Consider the following 22,695-nt stretch of genomic DNA (forward strand, 5'->3'; position numbering starts at 1 on the left):
CCGGCCGTCTGTGGCGTCAGCGTCCTGGAAGCCAGCATCCGTCAAGCGGTCCGAAATAAGGTCATCCGTAAAACGCGAAGGCGCCTCTAAGTTTTTCATGCTGGGAGGAGATGATGGAATCATGATGAAGCGGTTGGGAAGGAAGATGGGGCTTATCCTGCTGGTGATGCTGGTACTGGTGCAGACCGGATGGGCTGGACAAAAGCTGAACGTAGCCGAAGCGGCTAACAAGGAGCTGGCCCAAAAGCCGTACATGGGCTGGAGCAGCTACAGTATGCAGGTGTATGATTCTGCGGGCAACTGGACGTCGGCGGAGAGCATTAAGAAGCAGTCCGACGCGATGCGCGACAAGCTGCAGTCCCACGGATACAACTACATCAATATTGATGCGGGCTGGAACGGAGACATGGACGAATACGGCAGGCCGATTCCAAGCACGAAACTGTATCCGAACGGATTTCAGGAAGTCATCGATTACGTGCATCATAACGGGCAGAAAATCGGTATTTATCTGATCCCCGGCCTGTCGATTGATGCCTATAAAAAGGATCTCGAAGTTTATGGGACGGGCGGTGCCTGCCGGGTGCGCGACATTGCGGCACAGCCGCTCAAGATCGTCGATGCCTGGAACTCGTACACGTACAAAATCGACTTCAGCAACCCGTGTGCACAAAAGTATGTAGACTCCATTGCCGACATGCTGGGGGATTGGGGGATCGATTTCGTCAAATTCGACAGCGTCACGCCGGGATCGGGCAACAACAACCTGAACCTCGACTCCCGCGGGGACGTGAAGGCCTGGTCCGAGGCGCTGGCACGCCACGACATTTGGTTCGAGATCTCGTGGGCGCTGGACCACAACTACGTGGACTTTTGGAAAAAGTATGCCAACGGCTGGCGCATTCAATGGGATGTGGAAGCCTATGACAGCAATGTCGGGCTGACGCAGTGGGCCAATATCGCCCGCCTGTTCCCGGATGCGGCCGTATGGTGGAGGGACGCCGGGCCGGCCACCGGCTGGAACGACTTTGACTCCCTGAACGTCGGCAACGGCTCGATGGACGGCTTGACCAAAGACGAACGCCAGACGGCCATGACCTTCTGGGCGATATCGGCGGCGCCGCTCTATATCGGCAACGATATGACCCGGCTTGATGACTACGGGCTCAAGCTGCTGACCAACGACGAGGTAATCGCCGTCAATCAGGCGGGCCGCCCGGCTCACCCGGTGTCGATGGACACCCAGCAGCAGGTGTGGTACGCCAACAACGGTGACGGTACCTACAGCGTCGCCTTGTTCAACCTGGGCAGCCGCAGTGCTGAAGTCAAGGTCAACTGGAAGGACATCGGTCTGACCGGCTCGGCCAAGGTAAGGGACTTGTGGAGCCATTCGGAGCTGGGAACTTTTGATGACGGATACGCAGCCGTATTGGAGCCGCATGCTTCCCGAATGTTCAAGGTAACGGCTGTCCAAGGAACGTCGGCGGTCAATGACGACGATACGGGCATCCGATATACCGGGGACTGGCAGCGGAACGGCGGCTACGAGCAGACGCCTGCCGTACAAAATCTGGCTGTGACGATTAAAGACTCCGCATCTATACAGGGCGCAGGGTCCGAGCAAGACACAGGCGGCGTTCAGTTGGATGCAGCGAGTGATATTCAGCCGGATGGCTTCGGCCAATCCGTTGCCGAGCAGCCTGATGCAGCTGCGGGCAGCCAGACTTCTGACTCCGGCGAGGCGATTTCCAGCTCCGCGGACAAGAGCGCAGCGGATGTCCCTGCTTCCGCAGAAGCGACGGTCACTCATTCGGTGTATATCAACGATAATGATCCTGGAATTACATACAGCGGCAGCTGGTCGTCACAGGGAGGCCGGTCTGCGGGTGATTATAAAGGGGATGTTCATTTTACCGAAACGGACGGCGACTTCTTCGAGTATGCCTTTAACGGCAGCGGCATTGACCTGATTACGGAAAAGGATCCGGAGCAAGGGGAGGTAGACGTCTACTTGGACGGAGCGGCTGAACCGGAAACGGTCAGCACGTATACGGAAGGCAGCAAACAGGCGCAGCAGGTGGTGTACACCGTATCGGGACTTCCGGAAGGTCCGCATACCATCAAGGCGGTCAAAAAAACGGGCAAATATATGCTGCTGGACGCGCTGAAGGTGACGGCAAGCCATCTGATCGACCCGGTATCCGCCAGCTATGACAGGGAGAGCGCCAATCCGTCCGACCTGACCGTGAATTTGACGCTCGGGAGCGGTTCGCTTACGGGCATTCGGAACGGCGCCGATGTGCTGAAGAACGGCAGCGATTATACGGTAAGCGGCGGCACGGTAACCATCAGCAAAGCTTATCTTGCCAAGCAGCCGGAGGGTCCGGCGTCGCTGAGCTTTATGTTTGAAGGTGGAGACAGCGAGGTGCTGAGCGTGGACATCCGCGGCAAAGCGGCGCAGAACAGCTCGATTGACCCGAAGGAGGCCAGCTTCGACAAAAGCGCCGGCCAGCAGCAGGACTTGTCCGTGAAGCTGGGGCTTAACGGCAACACCTTGACCGCCGTAGAATACGAGGGGCAGCCTTTGACGGAGAATGAGTATGCCGTCGATCAGGACACGGTGACGATCAAAAAGGAATTTTTGGCGGGGCTGCCGGACGGCGACATCATGCTCAAATTTATGTTCAGCGCTGGCGATCCCCAAACGCTGACCGTCCATATGACCGGGGCAGAGACGGTGCGCTATACGGCTCTGAACGATGACGATCCGGGTATTGTTTATCATGGAGCCTGGAACCGCAGCACCGGAAGGAATTTCGGTGACTACAAGGACGATGTGCACTATACGGAAGCCAACGGCGATTCCTTTGAGCATACGTTCCGGGGAACGGGCATCCAGTTTTTTACCGAGATCGACCCGTCGCAGGGAGACATGGATATTTACCTGGACGGCGAGTTTCAGAAAACCGTCAGCTCATACAGCGAGCAGCGCCAGCCGCAGCAGAAGCTGTACAGCGTGAGCGGGCTGAAGGAAGGGTTTCATACGCTGAAAGTTGTGAAGAAATCCGGCCGCTTCATGCTGGTGGATATGCTCAAGGTCGAAATCCCCGACTTGATCAGCCCGGTATCGGCCGTGTTTGACAAGTCAGCGGTTAACCAGGAGGATGTGGCGGTCACCTTGCTGCAGCAGCCGCAATTGTTCAGCGGCATAGCGAACGGAAAGAACCGGCTCGTCGAAGGAACCGATTATACGGTTGAAGGCAGCCGGGTGATTCTAAGCAAAGCTTATCTGGCCGCCCAGCCGGCCGGAACGCTGCAGCTGGCGTTCGGGTTCAGCGGGGATTATCAGAACGACGTGCATTATACGGCAGCGAATGGTGATGAACTCGCCTATACGTTCAAAGGGACGGGCGTGGAGCTGGTGGGTCCCGTTGGGCCGGCTCTGGGAGACATCGACGTGTACGTGGATGGCGTGCTGAAGAAGACCGTCAGTGCCCACAGCGATCAGCGCCTCGTATCACAGCCTTTATACCGTATTTCCGGTTTGAGTGACGGAACACATACGTTGAGGGCGATGAAAAAATCGGGAGATCTGATGCTCGTGGACCAGCTGAAATTCACCGTGCCTGCGGCGGGCACAGGCCCGGTAGATCCCGGCGCGCCGAACCCGCCAACAGGGCCGTCCGGTCCAACAGCACCTGGCCCGGGATCAAGCGCGGGGGGATCATCGTCAGGAGCGGCAGCACCTCCGTCCACACCTGAACCCGGAGCTCAGGACGATACTCTGAATGAGCGGCATCCCGTATATATTCAGGGATATCCGGACGGCACCTTCCGGCCGGATAAGCCAGTTACGCGTGCCGAGATGGCGGTTATTCTGTCCAAGGCGGCTCCACAAGCGGCAGGCGATACGGCCGGTACGGCAGCCAGCGCGTTTCGCGACGTGAAGGACGGCTTCTGGGCCGGGAAGGCTATCGCTGCCGTAACGGCGGCGGGCCTGATGAAGGGCTATGAAGACGGCACCTTCAAGCCGGATCAGGCCATCACGCGCGCCGAAATGGCCACGCTGGCCAGCCGGCTGAAGTTGGGTCCTTCCGCGGCGGGCAGCGGCTTCCGCGATACCGCGGGCCACTGGGCGGAGAGCGCTATCGCGAAGGCGCAGGGAGCCGGCATTCTGAACGGCTACCCGGACGGCTTATTCCGCCCTTCCAACGCGCTGACGCGCGCGGAGGCAGTAACGGCACTGAACCGCGCGCTCGGCCGCGGACCGCTCTATGGAACGGCGGCGCTGCCTTGGAGCGATGTGCCTGCTGAATATTTGGGCATATAAGGATATCGCAGAAGCCTCGCTGGATCATCCGGTGAAGGCAAGAGTAGCAGGCGGGGAAGAGTGGGCTGCGGAGACGGTTAAGCAGCCGTAAAAATACATCATCCAGGGGGTCCGCATCGCAGATCCCTTGGAAAAATGACCTGTAGAATGCAGCAGGCCGCCGAAGCACCGGCGGCCTGCTGTATGTTTTATGGACACAAATAAAAAATACTGGACTACTCGTTCCAGTTCGTATATACTTGTGCTCAAAGGGAGGTGGCGCCGATGGGCCGCACCAAAGAATTTGACCGGGATCAAGTGCTCCGCAAAGCGATGACGGTGTTCTGGGAGAAAGGTTACGAAGCGACGAGCATACCGGATTTGCTGGAAGCGATGGGTCTTAGCCGTTCCAGTTTGTATGAAACGTTCCAGGATAAGCAGTCCCTGTATTACGAGGCGATCCAGCACTACAAAAAGATGTCGCAAAGAAAGCGGGATGTGTTAATCGCCGCTCCTACCACCATTGAGGGCATCCGGCAGTATTTCGAGATCCATATCACGAGCGCTTTTGCCGCGCAGGAGGAAGTCCTTCCCAATGGATGCATGATTACGAACGCAGCTCTTAGTATCGACGCCATGGACGAACCGCTGCAGAACATAGTCAAGAAGAGCTTTGATGAACTGGAACGGCTGTTTTACGAAAAATTAAAGCGAGGACAAGAGACCGGAGAAATTTCTCCCGACAAAGACATTCGTCTCCTATCGTTCATGCTGCTCAATCTCAACCACAGCGTTAACGTGATGGCGAAAATTCAGCAGGACAGCACCAAGGCGCGGGAGATGATGGAAATGGTGCTGGGCATGCTGTAACGAGCCTCCGCTCCTGATTCGGCAACAAAAACTTCCGCTAGCGGTCTGACTTCTGCGAAGAAACGTCGGCAGGCATCTTTTTTAGTCATACTGGAACGACTGTTCCGAAAAATGAATTTCTGAGAAAAAATATTTTATGTTAAAAAACAATAGGCGGACTGTTCCTAAACTGGAACGATTGTTCCGGAAAAAGGGATGCCTTACAAACAAAGGAGAAATGTTATGAGTACCATCGCAAAAGAAAAGCCTCACGCCGCTGCCGTTTCATCCTGGATCAACCTGATCCTTGCCGTCGCTTGCGGCATCATCGCGGCCAACCTGTATTATGCCCAGCCTCTCGTAGGATCGATCAGCTCAGCTCTGGGATTATCCTCCGGAGCTGCGGGATTGATCGTCACCTTAACACAAATCGGTTACGGAATCGGCCTATTATTGATCGTGCCTCTAGGGGATTTGCTTGAAAACCGCAAGCTGGTGGTTACCCTGCTGATCTTTAACGTGGTCGTGCTTCTCCTCGCTGCTGAAGTCCGTAACGCGGCTTTGTTTCTTGCGGCATCGCTGTTTATCGGCGTAGGGTCCGTTGCCGCCCAGATCCTGGTTCCGTACGCAGCTCATCTGTCTCCTGAGGCAACGCGGGGACGCAATGTGGGGAATGTCATGAGCGGCCTGCTCCTTGGCATTATGCTCGCCCGTCCGGCTGCCAGCTTGGTGGAAGACTTCCTTGGATGGCACGCCATCTTTATTCTGTCCGCCGTTCTGATTCTGGTGCTTGCGCTGGTGCTGGCCAAGGCGCTTCCGGCAAGACGCCCGCAAACATCCATCAGCTACCCGGAGATCCTTTCGTCGATGCTGAAGCTGCTGAAGACGACGCCGATTTTGCGGCGCAGAGCACTTTACCACGCGTTTCTGTTTGCTTCCTTCAGCCTGTTTTGGACAACGGTTCCTATGCTCCTGGTCAGCCCGGCATTTCATTTTTCCCAGACAGGGGTCGCCCTGTTCGCCTTGGTAGGGGTAGCCGGAGCAGCGGCTGCACCGGTTGCTGGCCGCCTTGCCGATAAAGGGTGGATCCGCCCCGGTACAGGGATCGCCCTTGGACTCGCGGTCGTTTCCATGCTCCTGCCTATTGTGATCCATGGCGGTTCCCTGCTATCGATCATCAGCCTGGTCGTGGCCGCCATTGTACTGGATATGGCCGTTTCCGCCAATCTGGTGCTCGGGCAGCGCTCCATTTTCGCACTGGGTGCAGAGCTGCGCAGCCGGCTGAACGGCTTGTTCATGGCTATCTTTTTCGCCGGCGGGGCTATTGGTTCCGCAGTAGGCGGATGGGCGTATGCACAAGGTGGATGGGAAGCGGCCATATGGCTTGGCGTTCTTTTTCCGGTGCTGGCTTTGCTCTACTTCTTAACGGAGAAAAGGGAAGCGAAATAACAAGTTTGGTATCATCCGGAAGATCGCTGGTAGATTTCTCAAAAAAGCAACCATACAAGGGGAATGACCCCGTTTAAGGCAGGGATCAAAACACCTTTCACGTTTAAGCAGCCAGTCGTCGATCATGAATCGGCGGCTGGCTATTTAGTTTCGCTTATATACCTCCTTGAGAGAAATGCTATATCCTACCCGTCTAATTCTCGGACAATAGTATGTTAATCTCAGTCTCCGGCGACGCCGGCGTGGCGAGAAGCTGCTGTCCTTCAGGCCAGTGATAATGAACCGTTTCCGTTAAAGGATCGATTTCGACGGTATAAAGCGTGCCGAAATGATTCGAAAACTTGCGATGATACAACGGCTCTTTATGAAAATCCTGAGGCGATACGGCACGGCCCATTCTGAGAAGATGGTCGAACCGCTCCACGGTCCGGTGTTCGTCGTGAGCGGAATTCTGAACTTGTCTCTGATGATTCGTGCAGCAAATGAGACCGTCAGCTTCGCTCACGCCTTCCGGCGAGGTGTAGACGACGCTGAAACGGCCTTCTCGATCCAAAAGTGAGATGTTTTGAACAAGCCTGTGGGGGATCGAGTACAGCCGTTCCACTGCCTCAGGAACCGTTGCCGAAGTGGCCAAGAGATAGCGGACAATGAGCGGAATGCTGAAACCGTTGCCTACCGAGAAGTCCCCGCCAAACGTAATAGCCGCTGCGAGACCGTGATGGTTCAGGCCATCGAGATAGCCCCAGCCGCCTTCGGCGGAACCTATGATCCACCCTCCATCAGGCAATGGCTCGTAACGGAATACGCCGCTGAACCCGTCCAAGCTGAAGTCGTAATTTCGGATTAAAGTATGATGGCCTAATCGGTGGGAGATCGAGTTGCTGCAGCCGGAGAAGAAGGGAGGGAGGATATACATGGCTAGTAGTTGTGCTTCGCCGGGACGGTCTGGTGAAACGGACAGCAAGGCCTCGTATTCGGGGAGCAGTTCGGGCATGAAATGACGAAGAGCAAGCCGTACTTTCTCGGGATCCATGGGGTTCTGGGGACGGAATGCATCCAAATTCCAGTGCTGGGCGATATGGGAAGCCCATACCGCAGGATGCGATGCAAGGACCGGCAGCCGCTTAAACCAAAACGGTTTCGTTTCTTTAACCATATTAGTGTCTCCTTTTCATGAATTCATGTTTGAAAAATCCTTCACCTGTTACGTTATCTCAATCGAGTCCGTTCCGCCTGTTCTTTTGTGCGGTCTTTGGATAGCCCAGCTGCCGGTAGGATCAAATGAATGGCTTTCACCGAAAAAAAAGCCCGGCTGCTGTACTGCAAAGCGCCGGACTGCGGATATTCGTATGATGTAACCGGATTGGTTCTTCGATTGCGGCATTCAGGAGAAACAGACTGCTCTCTTGGCCCGTTCTTATGCCATGCTGCCTGGAGCCTGGATTATCGGGCGGCTTGCGTCGACTCCCGGAACAGCGGCTTGGTCTGGATATGCGTGACCTGGTAAGGCTGCTCCGGCTCCTTGATGCGGGAGAGCAGCATATTGGCGGCGGTGATGCCCATCTCGTCACTATAGATGTGCACGGTCGTCAAACGAGGCTCGACAATGCGCGACTCGGGCGCGTCGTCGAATCCGGCCACGACGATGTCCTCCGGAATGGCGATCTGGCGGTTCTTCAAAGCCTTCATCACGTTGACCGCGATAAAGTCATTCGCGCATACAAAGCCCGAGGGCGTGCCTTGCATCTTGTCCAAGCGCTGCTCCATCCAGTCGGACTCCGAGAAAAATTCGCGGTCCGGTTCCAGAACGCACTGCCTGCGGTCCAGCGGAATTCCCGCTTCTACAAGGGCCCGATTAAAGCCGGCCCAGCGCTCGTTGAAGCTTTTACAGTGGTTGTAGTCGCCGATAAAACCGAGCGAGCCGCAGCCGTCCTCGATAAGCCGTTTGGTCATGAAATAGGTGCTGTGTTCGTTTTCCATCAGAAGCAGGTCGGCTTCAAGGTCGGGATAAGACATGTCCGCCGCGCAGTCAATGAATATGGTCGGGAGCCCCAGGCTCGTGATGAGCTTGGTGTATTCCATGTCGAACAGTTCGATGCAGATGATACCGTCCACCTTGGACGCTTCAAAATTGTTCGGAAGCTGGAGGGAGCTTCGCTCGATGTCCCTTACGATATGGATAGACAAATTGTAGCCTTCGCCGCTGATGCGTTTCTCCAGTCCGCTGATCAGCTTGGCCCCGAAATGCGACATGCTGGGCATGTTTTGCGTCAGCAGGGCGATATTGCCGGGGTTTTTCGGCATCAGGCTTTCGGTTTCCATATATGCGAACTGCTTGTACTTCAGCTCGATTGCTTTCTTGATCACCCGGTTGCGGGTCTCGCCCGGTATGCTGTCGCTGCCGTTCAACGCTTTAGACGCCGTGTTCCGGGAAATGCCCAGCGCATCGGCGATATCTTGAATGGTGACTTTCTCTTTCCCCATGTATTCGATGTTCACCTCTAACGATTATTAGTACGGAAGCAAGTTCCTCCTCATAAACCTGCATGCATTCGATCTCAGGTATCCTATGACCAATGTATACCAGATTGCTTCAAATAGCAATGTTAACTTTACAAATGCACAAATATATAATGCCTTCATTGTGCAAAATGACATGCAACACAGATGGATGACTTTACATAGGCAATTATTATACACACAGCAGAATCCGAACCGACAGACCACGCTTTGAAAAGATATAGTTGGTCCTAAATGGACGGAAAAAGTGACATTTTAGCAAAATAATGAACCTCTATGAACAAATTATATTGGTCAATTGCACAAATAAATATTTACAAAAGTTATTGACGAACATTACATCGTCTGCTAAATTGTAAAAGCAGCGATACGGTGCAGGTGCGAATGTAAGCCCTTACGGTATCCGGCGTGTAAACTTTTTGTGCAAAGAACGGAGGTCACGGTTTTGGAAAATACGGTAGAAGTGGATCCAAGGGCGGCGGCAGTGAGGAGGAAGAGCTCTGCGGGGCGGGTGTTGCAGACGGTCAGAAAGCATTATTTTCTGTACGTGCTGTTGGCTCCGGCGCTTATTCTGACCCTGATTTTCAAATATGTCCCGATGTACGGGGCGATTATCGCCTTTAAGGATTTCAGCCCGATCAAGGGCATCATGGGCAGCGAATGGGCCGGACTGAAGCATTTTGAGAAGTTTCTCTCCTCGCCTAATTTCGACGTGATATTTATGAATACGCTTAAACTCAGTTTCTTCGGCCTGATTTTCAGCTTTCCCGTGCCGATCCTGCTGGCGCTCATGCTCAATCAGGTCCGGAGGGCGGGCGTGAAGAAGAACGTTCAGCTGTTTCTGTACGCGCCGAACTTCATTTCGGCGGTTGTCATCGTGGGCATGCTGTTTATCTTTTTGTCCCCGACGGGACCGGTCAACCATCTGTTGACATGGATCACGGGAGAGCCGCTGATGTTTATGTCCGAGCCGAAATATTTCCGCTGGATCTACATCCTCTCCGACATCTGGCAGGGCGCCGGCTGGGCATCGATCATTTACGTAGCTGCGCTGGCGAACGTCGACCCGGAGCTTCACAATGCGGCAAGCCTGGACGGGGCGAACCTGCTTCAGCGCATCCGCCACATCGACTTGCCGACGATCCGGCCGATCATGGCCATCGTGTTCATTCTGGCGGCGGGAGGCATCATGTCGATCGGGTTTGAAAAAGCGTACCTGATGCAGACCTCGATGAACCTTCCGGCTTCCGAGATCATCGCCACCTATGTGTACAAGGTCGGTTTGCAGTCCGGCGACTATGCGTATTCCGCGGCGGTCGGCCTGTTCAACTCGGTGATCAACGTCGTGCTGCTGCTCACGGTCAACTTTATCGTCAAGAGGCTTAATGAGGGCGAAGGACTTTATTAGGAAGGAGCTTATCAACTATGGCTGTTAAACATTCGCCGTTCGACCGGTTTCTGCTGATTCTGAACGGCCTGTTCCTGACGGTGGCGGTGCTGCTGATCGTCGTGCCGCTCGTTTACGTCGTCGTGGCGTCATTTATGGATCCGACCGTGCTGCTGAATCAGGGCCTGTCGTTTCGCATTTCGGACTGGAGCCTGGAGGGCTACCGGAAAATATTGTCCAACCCGGCTATGCTGCGGGGCTTCGGCAATTCCGTATTTTACTCCGCTGCATTTGCCCTCGTTACCGTGACTGTATCGGTATGCGCAGGCTATGCCTTGTCTGATTCGCGGCTGGCGGGCCGGAAAATTTTTATGACGCTGTTTGTGATCACGATGTTTTTCGGCGGGGGCCTGATTCCTACATATCTGCTCGTCAAGCAGCTTGGCATGCTGGATACGGTGTGGGCCATCATCATTCCGGGTGCGGTCAATGTCTGGAACATCATCCTGTCCCGGACCTTTTTCAAAGGCGTGCCGAATGAGCTGAGGGAGGCGGCCAACGTCGACGGCGCGACGGAGGCGGGCATTTTTTTCCGGATCGTGCTGCCGCTCTCCAAACCGATTGTTTTTGTGCTGGCTCTCTATGCTTTTGTCGGGCAGTGGAATTCCTATTTCGACGCGATGATTTACCTCGAGGATGCAAAGCTTCATCCGCTGCAGCTCGTGCTGCGCTCGATCCTGATCCAGAACCAGGCGGCGCCGGGCATGATAAGCGACCAGCTGGCGATGAACGAGCTCAAGCGGCTCTCGGAAATGATCAAATACTCGGCGATCGTCATTTCCAGTCTGCCGCTGCTCGTAATGTATCCGTTTTTCCAAAAGTATTTCGAAAAAGGTGTGATGGTCGGTTCCCTGAAATAGGACGGCCTGAACATACATGGCACTGATCCATTCTAATCCTTTGGAGGTCATAACGATGAACAAAAAGAGAAATCGCAAGGCTGCCGCCATGACGGCATCCGTCTCAGCGCTCGCGGCGCTGCTGCTCCTGTCCGGCTGCGGAGGAAGCGGCGGAGACGCCAAGGAGTCGCCTGACGGGAAAGTCACCCTCAATTTTCTGACGCAGAGCTCGCCGCTGGCACCCGCGGACCCGAACGACAAGCTCATCAATAAGCGGCTGGAAGAGAAGACCGGCATTCATATCAATTGGAAAAATTACACGAACGACGTTTTTGCGGAGAAAAGAAACCTGGCCGTGGCGAGCGGCGATCTGCCGGATGCGATTTTTGACGCCGGGTATGGCGACTATGATCTGCTGAAGCTGGCCAAAGACGGGGTCATCATTCCCCTCGACGATCTGATCGAGCAGCATATGCCGAACTTCAAAAAGGTGCTGGAGCAGGCGCCGGAATATAAAAAGATGATTACCGCGCCTGACGGCCACATCTATTCTTTCCCTTGGATTGAAGAGCTGGGCTCCGGCAAGGAACGGATTCAGTCCGTGGACGACCTGCCGTGGATCAATGTGGAGTGGCTGAAAAAGCTGGGACTGTCCATGCCGAAGACCACCGAGGAGCTGAAGAAGGTGCTGATCGCCTTCAAAACGCAGGACCCGAACGGCAACGGCAAGGCGGACGAAATTCCGCTCTCCTTTATCAACAAGCCGGGCGGGGAAGACCTGGCCTTCCTGTTCGGTTCTTTCGGGCTCGGGGAGAACTGGGACCACACCGTGGTAACTGATGACGGCAAGGTTGTCTTCACCGCAGCGGAAGAAGGTTATAAGGAAGCGATCAAGTACATTCACGAGCTGTACCAGGAGGGGCTGATCGATATCGAGTCCTTCCAGCAGGACTGGAACACCTATTTGGCGAAAGGCAAGGATAACCGGTACGGACTGTATTTTACATGGGATAAGGCCAACATCACCGGCATGAACGATACGTATGACGTGATGCCTCCGCTGGCAGGACCAAGCGGCGAAGTCAACGTGACCCGCACGAACGGCATCGGCCTGGACCGCGGGCGCATGGTCATCACAAGCAGCAACAAACATTTGGAGGAGACAGCCAAATGGGTCGATCAGCTCTACGATCCGCTGCAGTCCGTCCAGGATAACTGGGGGACGTACGGGGATCAGACGCAGCAGAACATTTTCGAATTCGACGAAGCCAAGGGCATGCTGAAGCATCTGCCGCTGGAAGGCACAGCCCCTGTGGAGCTCCGGCAAAAGACGAGCATCGCCGGTCCGTTGGCCATCCTCGACGAGTATTACGGCAAGTATACGACGATGCCGGACGACGCGGCATGGCGTCTTAAACTGCTGAAGGATGTGATGGTGCCGCACATGAAGGCGAAAAATACGTATCCGAACGTCTTCTTCTCCATCGATGAGCTGGACCGGCTGTCCACCATCCAGACCGACATGTTCGCCTATCTCGAGCGGAAGCGCACCGAGTGGTACCAGAACGGCAAAGTCGATCAGGAGTGGGATGCCTACCTCAAAGAGCTGAACCGGCTGGGGCTGCAGGATTGGCTGAAGATCAAGCAGGCGGGGTATGACCGCAGCGCGCAATAAAGGTTGAATAAAACATCAAAAACAACATATCCGCACTTGCTTGGCGCATAAACGTTAGCAGTGCAGAATCCGGATGCGGCCGCCAGATGCCTTTGGGCAAAAATGCGGCCGGGTCCGCTGCAAATAAAACTTGTAATTCAAAGGAGCACAGCTAATGTCCACATTCATATCGCACAACTACCGCGGGGGGTATCACTTTTCCCCGAAAGAGCACTGGATGAACGACCCCAACGGAATGGTCTATTTCCAGGGGGAATACCACCTGTTTTACCAGCATCATCCCTTCGGGAACACCTGGGGACCGATGCATTGGGGACACGCGGTCAGCCGGGACCTGGTCGTCTGGGAAGAACTTCCGATCGCCTTGGCGCCGGACGAGTTTGGCACGATTTTCTCCGGCAGCGCCGTGGTCGACTGGAATAACACGACCGGCTTTTTCGGCGGGGAGCCGGGGCTTGTCGCCATTTTTACGCAGCATGCCGAAGGACCGGAGGGCGAAGCGCCGGTGCAGCGCCAGAGCCTGGCATACAGCACGGATGCGGGACGGACCTGGACGAAGTATGCCGGCAACCCGGTGCTGTCGCATGACACCTTCGTGGACTTCCGCGATCCGAAAGTATTCTGGCATGAGGCTTCCTCACAGTGGGTGATGATTGTTGCCTGCGGCCAGACCGTCTGTCTGTACCGTTCGCCGAACCTGATCGACTGGACGCTGTCCAGCGAATTCGGGGAAGGCATCGGCAGCCATGACGGCGTGTGGGAGTGTCCCGACCTGTTTCCGCTGCCGGTGGACGGGGACCCGGGCCTGACGAAGTGGGTGATGCTCGTCAGCATCGGCGACCATCCGGAGTTGGCGGAGGGGTCGCGCACGCAATATTTTACCGGAGACTTCGACGGGGAACGCTTTACGCCGGATGCCGTATCGCAGACCCGCGTGAGATGGATCGATTATGGCCGCGACAACTACGCCGGCGTCAGCTGGTCGGACGTGCCGGCCGAGGACGGCAGGCGCCTGTTCGTCGGCTGGATGAGCAACTGGAAATATGCCAATCAGACGCCGACCGGCGTGTGGCGGGGCGCGATGACCGTGCCGCGGGAGCTCAAGCTGGAGCTGCGCCAAGGTTCGGCCGAGCTGATCCAGCAGCCTGCCCGGGAATTGGAGGGATACCGCAAGGAGCTTCTGTCCCTGAAGCGGGTAGCGGCTGCTCAGGCCTCCGCGCAGCTGGCCGATTTACAGCTGGAGAGCGGAGAGATTCGGATCCGCTTAGGATCCGGCCAATCGCTGGAGCTGAAGGTGCGGGCAGGCCGCGGGCAGGAGACGGTGATCGGTTACAGTGGTGAGGCAGGCGAAGTTTATATAGACCGGACCCGGGCAGGAGCGGCGGACTTTCATCCGCTGTTTGCCGGCAGGCATGCGGCAGCTCTCGATGCGGCGGACGGAACGGTGGAACTGCGAATCCTGATCGACCGGTCTTCAGTGGAAGTGTTCGCGGGCGGCGGCCGTGCGGTTCTTACCGACCTGATCTATCCGGATCAGGCATCCACCGGGTTGTCCCTCATGGCAGACGATGAGGATGCGCTCGTCGAATCGCTCGACATTTACGATCTTTCTATTTAAATAACAACCTTTTAATAACTACTTTTAAATACGAACCTTGATCCAATGGAGAACCCTAATTCATCGACCGATAAAAAATTGGAAAAGAGAGGCACATCATCATGCGCATCGGAGCCATTGAAGCGGGCGGGACGAAATTCGTCTGCGGCATCGGAAACGAACACGGGCAAATCAGCGAGAGCATCAGCTTTCCGACGGAACGGCCTGAGGAAACGATGCCCCGGGTCATCGCTTATTTCAAAGATCGCCAGCCGGAAGCGATCGGGATCGGATCGTTTGGCCCGATCGACCTTCACCCCGGCAGCCCGGGGTATGGAAGCATCACGACCACCCCTAAGCCGGGATGGGCGCATTATCCCTTGCTCGCGGAGATGAAGCGGCACTTCGACGTCCCCTATGGATGGGACACGGACGTGAATGCCGCCGCCTGCGGCGAGGCGCTGTGGGGAGCGGCCCGCGGGCTGGGCAGCTGCGCGTACTTCACGATCGGCACCGGCGTCGGTGTCGGCGTGTATGCTGGCGGCCGGCCCGTTCACGGGCTCGTCCATCCGGAAGGCGGGCATATTCCGGTCCGCCGTCATCCGGAGGACGGCTTCCCGGGCGCGTGCCCGTATCACGGGGACTGCCTGGAGGGGATGGCCGCCGGGCCGGCGCTGGAAGCGCGGTGGGGAGTGAAGGGGCCGCAGCTGCCCGCAGATCACGCAGCCTGGACCTTTGAGGCGTATTATGTCGCCCAGGCGGTCACGGCGGCGGTCCTGATGCTCTCGCCGGAGAAGGTCATCCTGGGCGGGGGCGTCATGCAGCAGCCGCAGCTCTTCCCGCTGATCCGCCAAGAGGTCCAGCGGAGCCTGAACGGCTACGTGGACGCCTTGGAGCTTACGGTCGGAATCGATGGTTACATCGTTCCGCCCGGACTCGGCGGCCAAGCCGGATTATACGGCGCACTTGCGCTGGGGCTTCAGGCGCTGGAGGCATCCGGGCAGAAGGTGTAGAAGCCTGCAGCAAAACTTTGGTTCAATCCCGCCTTCGCTTGGGGGCAGCCAGCCGCAGTACAGGCCGGCTGCCCGAAAGCGGGCGAGGGTACAAACGGTACATATCTCGTGCTGAGCCGAATTAGGCTGGGAGGAACAACTGAGATGATGCTGGACAGGGTTTGGTGAGACAGGGACAAGGACAAGCCAAGGACAAGCCAAGGACAAGCCAAGGACAAGCCAAGGACAAGCCAAGGACAAGCCAAGGACAAGCCAAGGGCTAACCTTGAATTTACTCGGCATATCCTGTTCGGTTTCTCTCTAACCTAAGTCCAGCCTAGCTCAGTTCAGACATCGTTCATGTTCGATTTGAGTGCATTGCACTGTTTGTTTATAAGGAAAACGCCAGTTTAACGCCGCATTGTGTAAGCGGTTACAATAATGTTTTGTTTTTTCATGTATCAGGCTTGTCTTCATGCACAGGTTTATTTTCATGAGCAGATTTGTTTTCATGCACAGATTTGTTTCATGTATAAGCTTGTCTTCGTTTATATGTCATTCTTACATTGTTCTGATGATAAGGAGGAGTGTTGATGAGATCAGCAAAAAAGATGCTGTCCGCGTGCCTGGCCGGAATTTTGGCATGTGCGTCCATCCTGCTGTATGGGTCTGACGAAGGCCGGGGATGGGCGATGCCTGCAGATTCCGAAGTTAAAGTTAACGGCGCGGCAGCTACATTAACGAAGGAGGCGGACAGGATGGCAGCGAGCGTCAATACGAACCTGGAAGGCTGGCAGGTCCAGGGCAAGGGCGAGCTTGAGCAGACGGCGGAGGGGCTGAAGCTGGCTTCCGATCCGCAGGAGAACGTGATGGCGGTCTCCAGCACGAAGGCGGACGATTTTATCTACGAAGCCGATGTCATGATCCAAAACGCCGAGGCCGATGCTTCGCTGCTTTTCCGCGCTAGCAGCGACGGCTGGTTTTCATACATGCTGCAAATCGTGCCGTCGTCGGGCATCATCCGCTTGAAAAACGCAGCTGAAGGAGGTTTCCAGGAAGAACGGCAGGTGCCGCTGAAGGTCGGCGAAATCTATCACCTGAAAGTGAAGGCTGAGGGAACGAGCTTGCAGGTGTATTGGGGCAGCCAATATCAGCCGGTCATCCGTGCAGTCGATACCGCCTATGCTTCCGGATATCTTGGGCTTCATGTGTGGAACGGTTCCGCCGTATTTCAGAATGTGAAGGTCGGAAGCCTTGCAGGCAATCTGGACGGCATGCTCGCTTCAACCGGAAGCTGGCAGCCCGATCTCAAAGGGCTTAAAGGAACGGGAACGACCGGACAAGCCGCGTTACGGGTATACCGGAACATTGCTGCGGACGCCGTCTATGAAGGCAACGTTACACTGGGTGAAGCCTCATCCGCGGGCCTGCTGATTCGGACAAATGCGGAGGGAACCGCAGGATATGAAGCTGTGCTGCGGCACCAAGGAAGCGGGGTACAAGTACTGCTGCGGAAAATGGACGGATCTCTCATCAGCGCCTCGACTAGCGTTTACCCCGATTCGCCAAACGCCAAGCATCATTTGGAGATTCAGGCCGTCGGGCCGAGGATTCAGGTGTTTGTGGACGGATATGCTCCCGCCGCCGTAGACGTGACAGACGACAGTTATTCGGCCGGATATACCGGACTGGTTGTAAGAGAAGGCACGGCATACGTCCAGGATGCCTATGTCACGCTTGACTCCGAATACTATACGGAAACGTATCGGCCGGAGTACCATTACAGCCCGATCCGGGGGTCGGCAAGCGACCCGAACGGTCTCGTTTATTTTGAAGGAGAATACCATCTGTTCCATCAGGATGGAGGACAGTGGGCGCATGCCGTCAGCCGTGACCTGCTGCACTGGAAGCAGCTGCCGATCGCCCTGCCCTGGAACGATCTGGGGCATGTCTGGTCAGGCTCGGCCGTGGCGGACACGACGAACGCTTCCGGATTGTTCGGAAGCTCAGGCGGCAAGGGGCTGATCGCATACTATACTTCCTATTCGCCGGATCTGCCGAACGGCAACCAAAAGATCGGGCTGGCCTACAGCACCGATCAGGGACGGACCTGGCAGTACTCGGCGGAGCACCCGGTCGTGATCGATAATCCCGGCAAAAACGGCGCCGACCCGGGCGGCTGGGACTTCCGCGATCCGAAGGTCGTCCGGGATGAGGCGAACGGCCGCTGGGTGATGGTCGTCTCCGGCGGCGATCACATCCGTTTTTTTACCTCCCGCAATTTGATCGACTGGACGCTGACCGACAATTTCGGATACGGGGAGTACGTACGCGGCGGGGTGTGGGAGTGCCCGGACCTGTTTCAGCTTCCGGTAGACGGCACGGACCGGCGCAAATGGGTGCTGATGATCAGCACCGGCGCGAATCCGAAAACGCAGGGCTCGGACGCGGAGTATTTTATCGGGGAGCTGACACCGGAAGGGAAATTCATGAACGACAATCCGGCGGGAACCGTGCTGAAGACGGATTGGGGCAAAGAATTTTATGCCTCCATGTCTTTCTCCGGCACGCCGGACGGGCGGCGGATTCTGCTGGCCTGGATGACGAACTGGGATTATCCGTTCAGCTTCCCGACGGAAGGCTGGAAGGGGCAAATGACCGTACCGCGGGAGGTCACGCTGCATACGACGGGCAACGGCATCCGGCTGTTCCAGTCGCCGGTCCGGGAGCTTGCCGGGCTGCGCAGCACCTTGTTCAGCGTGAAAAACCGTGAGGTTAGCGAATCGGCAGCGAACGTGCTTGGAGGAATTTCAGCAGGCGCCTATGAAATTGAAGCCGATATCGAGCTGCCGCAAAGCGGAGCCGCAGCTGAATTCGGATTTACGGTCCGCGAAGGCGGCGGGCAGAAGACGATGATCGGGTACAAGACTGCCGAGCAGAAACTATTTGTGGACCGCTCGTCATCCGGCGTTACCGATTACTCAAGCCTGCTGCAAACGAGGCATGAGGCCGCGCTCCAGCCGGACGGCAGCCGCATCCGCCTGCGGATCCTTGTGGATGAATCCTCGGTGGAAGTGTTCGGCAATGACGGCAGGGTCGTCTTTTCCGACTTGATTTTTCCGGATCCGGCCCGGCGGGGCATGAGCTTCTATACCAAGGGAGGTAAAGTGAAGCTCGCGTCCTTGCAGGTGCATGCGCTGGACAATGTATGGCGTGAAGGGCGGAAAACGGGCTCCTCGATCATCCTGGACCGGAAAGAGCTGGAATTGTCTAAGGGGGATGAGGAGAAATTGTATGCATCTTACTTGGAATCCTCTGGAGCAAGCCATCCGCCGCTGGTATGGAAGTCCAGCAATCCCGGCATCGTGCAGGTGACTTCCTCCAATCAGGGGGAATCTCCGGGGATAGCGGTGCTTTGGGCGAATAAGGCGGGAACGGCCGTCATTACGGCCGTGTCGCCGAACGGGAAGGCTTCGGCCCGCTGTGTGGTAAATGTCACCGACGGGACGTTTACGACGAATCTGACAGGCTGGAAGCCGGATCTGTCGGCATCGCGGTGGGTCGTGACCGAACGCGGCATCCGGGGCAGCTATACAAGCGATGCGAACTACATGGCGCAGGAGCAGGCTGGGGATTTTGCCTTGGAAGCCGACATGACGCTGAGCGAGACAGGAGGCGCGGGCTCGATCCTGTTCCGGGCGAGCGCTGACGGCCGCAGCGGGTATTATTTCAATCTCGATCCGAACCTGAAGGCCATTCGACTCTTCTATAAAGTAGACGGGCGGTTTGAGGACAGGCAGGTGCTGGCCAAGGTCCCCAGGTTCATCCAGCCGGGGAGGACGTACCATATCCGCATTGAGGCGAAGGGGCCGCAGATCCGGGCGGAAGTGGACGGGGTGCAAGTCTTCGACGTGAAGGACGGCACGTTTGCTGAGGGGCACTTCGGCGTGAACGTGTTCGGCGGGCAGGCGTTTTACCAGCAGGTGACGGTCAGCGGAATGGCTGATGCCAAGCTGGCCGAAACGACGCTGGTGAATGCAGCCTCCGGCCTTGCACTGTTTGCTGCGGAATCGAAAAATGGCGAACCGGTAACGGTGGGCGGCCCTGAAGGGACTTCTCCGCAGGCGTGGATTTTCGTTCCTAACGGGGACGGGACATGGTCTATCCGGACCCAAGCGGGCAAAGCGCTGGACCTCGACACGGGGCAGGGCCGGCTGCAGCTGTACGACTACCTCGGCTACAACAACCAGCGCTGGCGAGTGGAGTACCAAGAAGACGCTGTCGTCACGGTATTCTCCGTGCATAACGGACAGGCGCTGGAGGTATCAGCCGATGGGACAAAGCTGCAGCTGGGCGACCCGGCTGCTGGCGAGCCGCGGCAGCGCTGGAAGGTCCAGCCGGATGCCGATCTTCATCCGGAAAAATAAAATGCAGCAAAAGGGCTTCTGGATGCCCGCTGAACAGACAGCGCAAATAGAGGCAACGCTGAGCTGATGTTCCATCTAGCAACCGCAACCCGTTGTACGGGGTGCGGTTGCTTTGTTCTCTAGATTAATAGATTTTCAGCAGAGGGAAACATTCTATAACCGCCACAATAACTCCTGATAAAAGGCGGTCAGCCTTCTATGACATTACGCGATAGACTTTTTTATAAGCGATGCAGTTTCTACCAACTTGCAGGCCACTCTGAGGTTTGTTATTATTTAGATATGAAATATTTAGATGACTAAATATATAATGAAAAGAGGAAGCAGGATGAAATTACAAGGGAAGGTCGGTATCATTACCGGCAGTGCATCAGGCATCGGCAAAGGCATGGCGCTGGCTATGGCTAAGGAAGGCGCGCATATCGCGATCGTCGACGTGAATGAGGCGAAAGGGAAGGAGACGCGCGCCGAGATCAACCAATATACAGAGGGAATGCTGTTCATCAAGGATATTTCCAAGCAGGAGAGCGCGCATGAAATCGTGGCCGACGTGGTCAAGCGCTTCGGCAAGCTGGATATTCTGGTGAATAATGCACATGTATCGAGACAGGCCCCTTTTATGGAAACAACGCAGGAGCTTTTTGATTTATCCTTTGGAACAGGCTTTTATCCTACCGTTCATTTCATGCAGGCGGCGTATCCGGAACTGAAGAAAACGAAAGGCAAGGTCATCAACTTTGCATCCGGTGCGGGCATTGACGGGCAGGTCACGCAGACGTCGTATGCTGCCGCTAAAGAAGCGATCCGGGGCGTGTCGCGTGTTGCGGCCAATGAATGGGGTCCGGAAGGAATTAACGTCAATCTGATCTCCCCGATCGCACTGACGCCGGGCGTGGAACAGTGGCGCGAGAATGCTCCGGAGCTATACGAGGCGATGCTGAATAAAATTCCTCTGCGCCGGCTCGGCGATCCCGAGCAGGACATCGGCCGTGTCGCGGTGTTTCTGGCCAGCAGCGACGCCGACTATATCACAGGTCAAACCTTTATGGTGGACGGGGGCTCCATTAAATTGCGTTAAAAGTGGGATTCGTCCTGCGCCGCAGGCTTCACGGGCTGCCAGGAACAGTGGATTCCCGGCTGAAAAGCATGTATGATAATGAAGGCCTCTAATGCAGATTAGAGGCTTTGACTTGCAGAAAGCGGGGATTTGCCTGATGGAAGAACAGACGATTTTTGAAATCATTCACAATATGGATAAAGTGACGAACAACCTCATCATCCAGTGGGGGAAATTGTTCAACGAGGATCTTGGAATTTCCCATATTCTCGTTCTGGCTCACCTGCAGCACCATGGGAACAGCCGGCCTTCGGATATCGCCAAGGCTCTGGGGCTGACCCCGCCGACGCTGACCCATCTATCGGAAAAACTCGTGCAGAAGCAGTTAGCCGTTCGAATCGTCGATGAGAAGGATCGCCGTATCATCTATTTGGGGATTACGGACAAGGGTCTCGACATCGTTCAAAAGGCGAATCAGGACGGGCAAATTTTGCGCAGAAATCTTTTTGAAAAATTGACCGAGGAAGAAAGGCAGCAGCTGCTGAAAATCTATGAAAAGCTGACCGGGTTTTTATGAGAATCCCCGAGGCGCAGCGTGACACCTTCACGTGATGACAGCCATGTCGTGAGATATGGACATCACCTGGAGGTGTTTTTTGCTTTATTAAAACCATGACGTACAGTTGTCAGCTTTTGCCTCCTATAATGGCCTTAGAAGATGAGGGAACAAACGAAGGAGGAAAATGAATATGAGCGAAAAACAAACGTTAAGAGGCATGGCGACGATTAATTATTGGGCAGACGATATGGAGGCAGCGGTGTCGTGGTATTCGGAGGTGCTCTGCATCTCCCCGTACTTCAAACGCACCGGACCGTCTGGCGAGCTTGCCTATGCCGAGTTCCGCGTTGGGGACTACCAGCATGAGCTGGGTCTGATCAGCCGCCGTTATGCTCCTTCGCAAGCGGTGCCGGGTCCAGGCGGTGCCATCATGTACTGGCATGTTGATGATGTGGAAGCCGCGTTTACGAAATTGCTGGAGATGGGCGCGAAGCAATACGAACCAATTACGCCGCGTGGCGAGGGATTTGTTACGGCTTCGGTGACGGACCCTTTCGGTAACGTGCTGGGGATTATGTATAACCGGCACTATTTGGAGATGGTGGAATGGATGAAGAGAGGTAATGAGGTTACGAGTGATTGATGATATGTTTGTTTTGAAGAATATGAGGGAGTGTCGCTTTTAATAATATGGTTGAAAAGGCTGTTGGGCATGTTCCCGACAGCCTTACGCACTCATAAAGAGTTGCTTATTTGTGAGTTGGACTTTACCAACTCCTGTTTGACTTGCTTCGCTCTCTTGTTTTGCGCTGCGCGCAAAGCCAAAGTGGCTCACCAATTCAAACACTCGTCTGCTACTTTTAAAACTTAAACTTGTTGACACACGTTCAGCTAAAAGGATATTTCTAAAACGCAGATTCGTTTCCATTCATCCCACACTGCCTGCAAGGTCCGCGCCCGCAGCACCAACAAGCG

The 22,695-nt window shown here is 55.7% G+C and carries 15 protein-coding genes; 12 read left to right on the forward strand and 3 right to left on the reverse strand.

The genetic code is table 11. The features are described 5' to 3' along the window. Positions 1-121: 121 nt before the first annotated feature. From BCV73_RS05565 to BCV73_RS05575, 3 genes are all read left to right on the forward strand, one after another. The gene (locus tag BCV73_RS05565; protein ID WP_089546396.1) at positions 122-4,330 is read left to right on the forward strand and encodes a X2-like carbohydrate binding domain-containing protein; all 4,209 of its coding nucleotides are present in this window, start codon (positions 122-124) and stop codon (positions 4,328-4,330) included. Positions 4,331-4,594: 264 nt separating this feature from the next. Further along, complete coding sequence (locus tag BCV73_RS05570; protein ID WP_089546397.1) at positions 4,595-5,179, forward strand: TetR/AcrR family transcriptional regulator; 585 nt, start codon at positions 4,595-4,597, stop codon at positions 5,177-5,179. Positions 5,180-5,401: 222 nt separating this feature from the next. Then, positions 5,402-6,607, forward strand: a complete 1,206-nt coding sequence (locus BCV73_RS05575; RefSeq protein ID WP_089546398.1) for an MFS transporter — start codon at positions 5,402-5,404, stop codon at positions 6,605-6,607. Between the two features lie 193 nt (positions 6,608-6,800). On the opposite strand, the gene BCV73_RS05580 is transcribed toward BCV73_RS05575, so the two are convergent. Next, a complete protein-coding gene (locus BCV73_RS05580) occupies positions 6,801-7,763 on the reverse strand; it encodes a C45 family autoproteolytic acyltransferase/hydrolase (RefSeq protein WP_089546399.1) in 963 nt (320 codons plus the stop codon). Positions 7,764-8,050: 287 nt separating this feature from the next. Beyond that, positions 8,051-9,091, reverse strand: a complete 1,041-nt coding sequence (locus BCV73_RS05585) for a LacI family DNA-binding transcriptional regulator (RefSeq protein WP_089550116.1) — start codon at positions 9,089-9,091, stop codon at positions 8,051-8,053. A 520-nt stretch (positions 9,092-9,611) separates the two neighbouring features. Between BCV73_RS05585 and BCV73_RS05590 the strand changes: the two genes are divergently transcribed. The 9 genes from BCV73_RS05590 (at position 9,612) to BCV73_RS05630 (ending at position 22,363) form a co-directional block, all read left to right on the forward strand. Continuing rightward, a complete protein-coding gene (locus BCV73_RS05590) occupies positions 9,612-10,535 on the forward strand; it encodes an ABC transporter permease (RefSeq protein WP_256993119.1) in 924 nt (307 codons plus the stop codon). Positions 10,536-10,552: 17 nt separating this feature from the next. Beyond that, the gene (locus BCV73_RS05595; RefSeq protein ID WP_089546401.1) at positions 10,553-11,434 is read left to right on the forward strand and encodes a carbohydrate ABC transporter permease; all 882 of its coding nucleotides are present in this window, start codon (positions 10,553-10,555) and stop codon (positions 11,432-11,434) included. 55 nt (positions 11,435-11,489) lie between these two features. After that, a complete protein-coding gene (locus BCV73_RS05600) occupies positions 11,490-13,088 on the forward strand; it encodes an ABC transporter substrate-binding protein (protein WP_089546402.1) in 1,599 nt (532 codons plus the stop codon). A gap of 154 nt (positions 13,089-13,242) precedes the next feature. Further along, on the forward strand, positions 13,243-14,706 hold the full coding sequence (locus tag BCV73_RS05605) for a glycoside hydrolase family 32 protein (protein ID WP_089546403.1): 1,464 nt from the start codon (positions 13,243-13,245) through the stop codon (positions 14,704-14,706). A gap of 101 nt (positions 14,707-14,807) precedes the next feature. After that, complete coding sequence (locus BCV73_RS05610) at positions 14,808-15,698, forward strand: ROK family protein (RefSeq protein WP_089546404.1); 891 nt, start codon at positions 14,808-14,810, stop codon at positions 15,696-15,698. Positions 15,699-16,270: 572 nt separating this feature from the next. Further along, the gene (locus tag BCV73_RS05615; RefSeq protein WP_481855778.1) at positions 16,271-20,104 is read left to right on the forward strand and encodes a GH32 C-terminal domain-containing protein; all 3,834 of its coding nucleotides are present in this window, start codon (positions 16,271-16,273) and stop codon (positions 20,102-20,104) included. Positions 20,105-20,432: 328 nt separating this feature from the next. Continuing rightward, positions 20,433-21,182 (forward strand): SDR family NAD(P)-dependent oxidoreductase, encoded by a 750-nt coding sequence (locus tag BCV73_RS05620; protein ID WP_089546405.1) that lies wholly within the window; start codon positions 20,433-20,435, stop codon positions 21,180-21,182. A gap of 91 nt (positions 21,183-21,273) precedes the next feature. Continuing rightward, positions 21,274-21,738: a MarR family winged helix-turn-helix transcriptional regulator gene (locus BCV73_RS05625; protein WP_306433644.1), complete on the forward strand. Its 465-nt coding sequence runs from the start codon at positions 21,274-21,276 to the stop codon at positions 21,736-21,738. Between the two features lie 172 nt (positions 21,739-21,910). Beyond that, positions 21,911-22,363 (forward strand): VOC family protein, encoded by a 453-nt coding sequence (locus tag BCV73_RS05630; RefSeq protein WP_089546406.1) that lies wholly within the window; start codon positions 21,911-21,913, stop codon positions 22,361-22,363. Between the two features lie 84 nt (positions 22,364-22,447). On the opposite strand, the gene BCV73_RS34740 is transcribed toward BCV73_RS05630, so the two are convergent. Further along, positions 22,448-22,648, reverse strand: coding sequence for a hypothetical protein (locus BCV73_RS34740; RefSeq protein WP_143811829.1), 201 nt, complete (start codon positions 22,646-22,648; stop codon positions 22,448-22,450). Positions 22,649-22,695: the final 47 nt, after the last annotated feature.

This window comes from Paenibacillus sp. SSG-1, assembly GCF_002224835.1.
Taxonomy (GTDB): Bacteria; Bacillota; Bacilli; order Paenibacillales; family Paenibacillaceae; genus Paenibacillus_AQ; species Paenibacillus_AQ favisporus.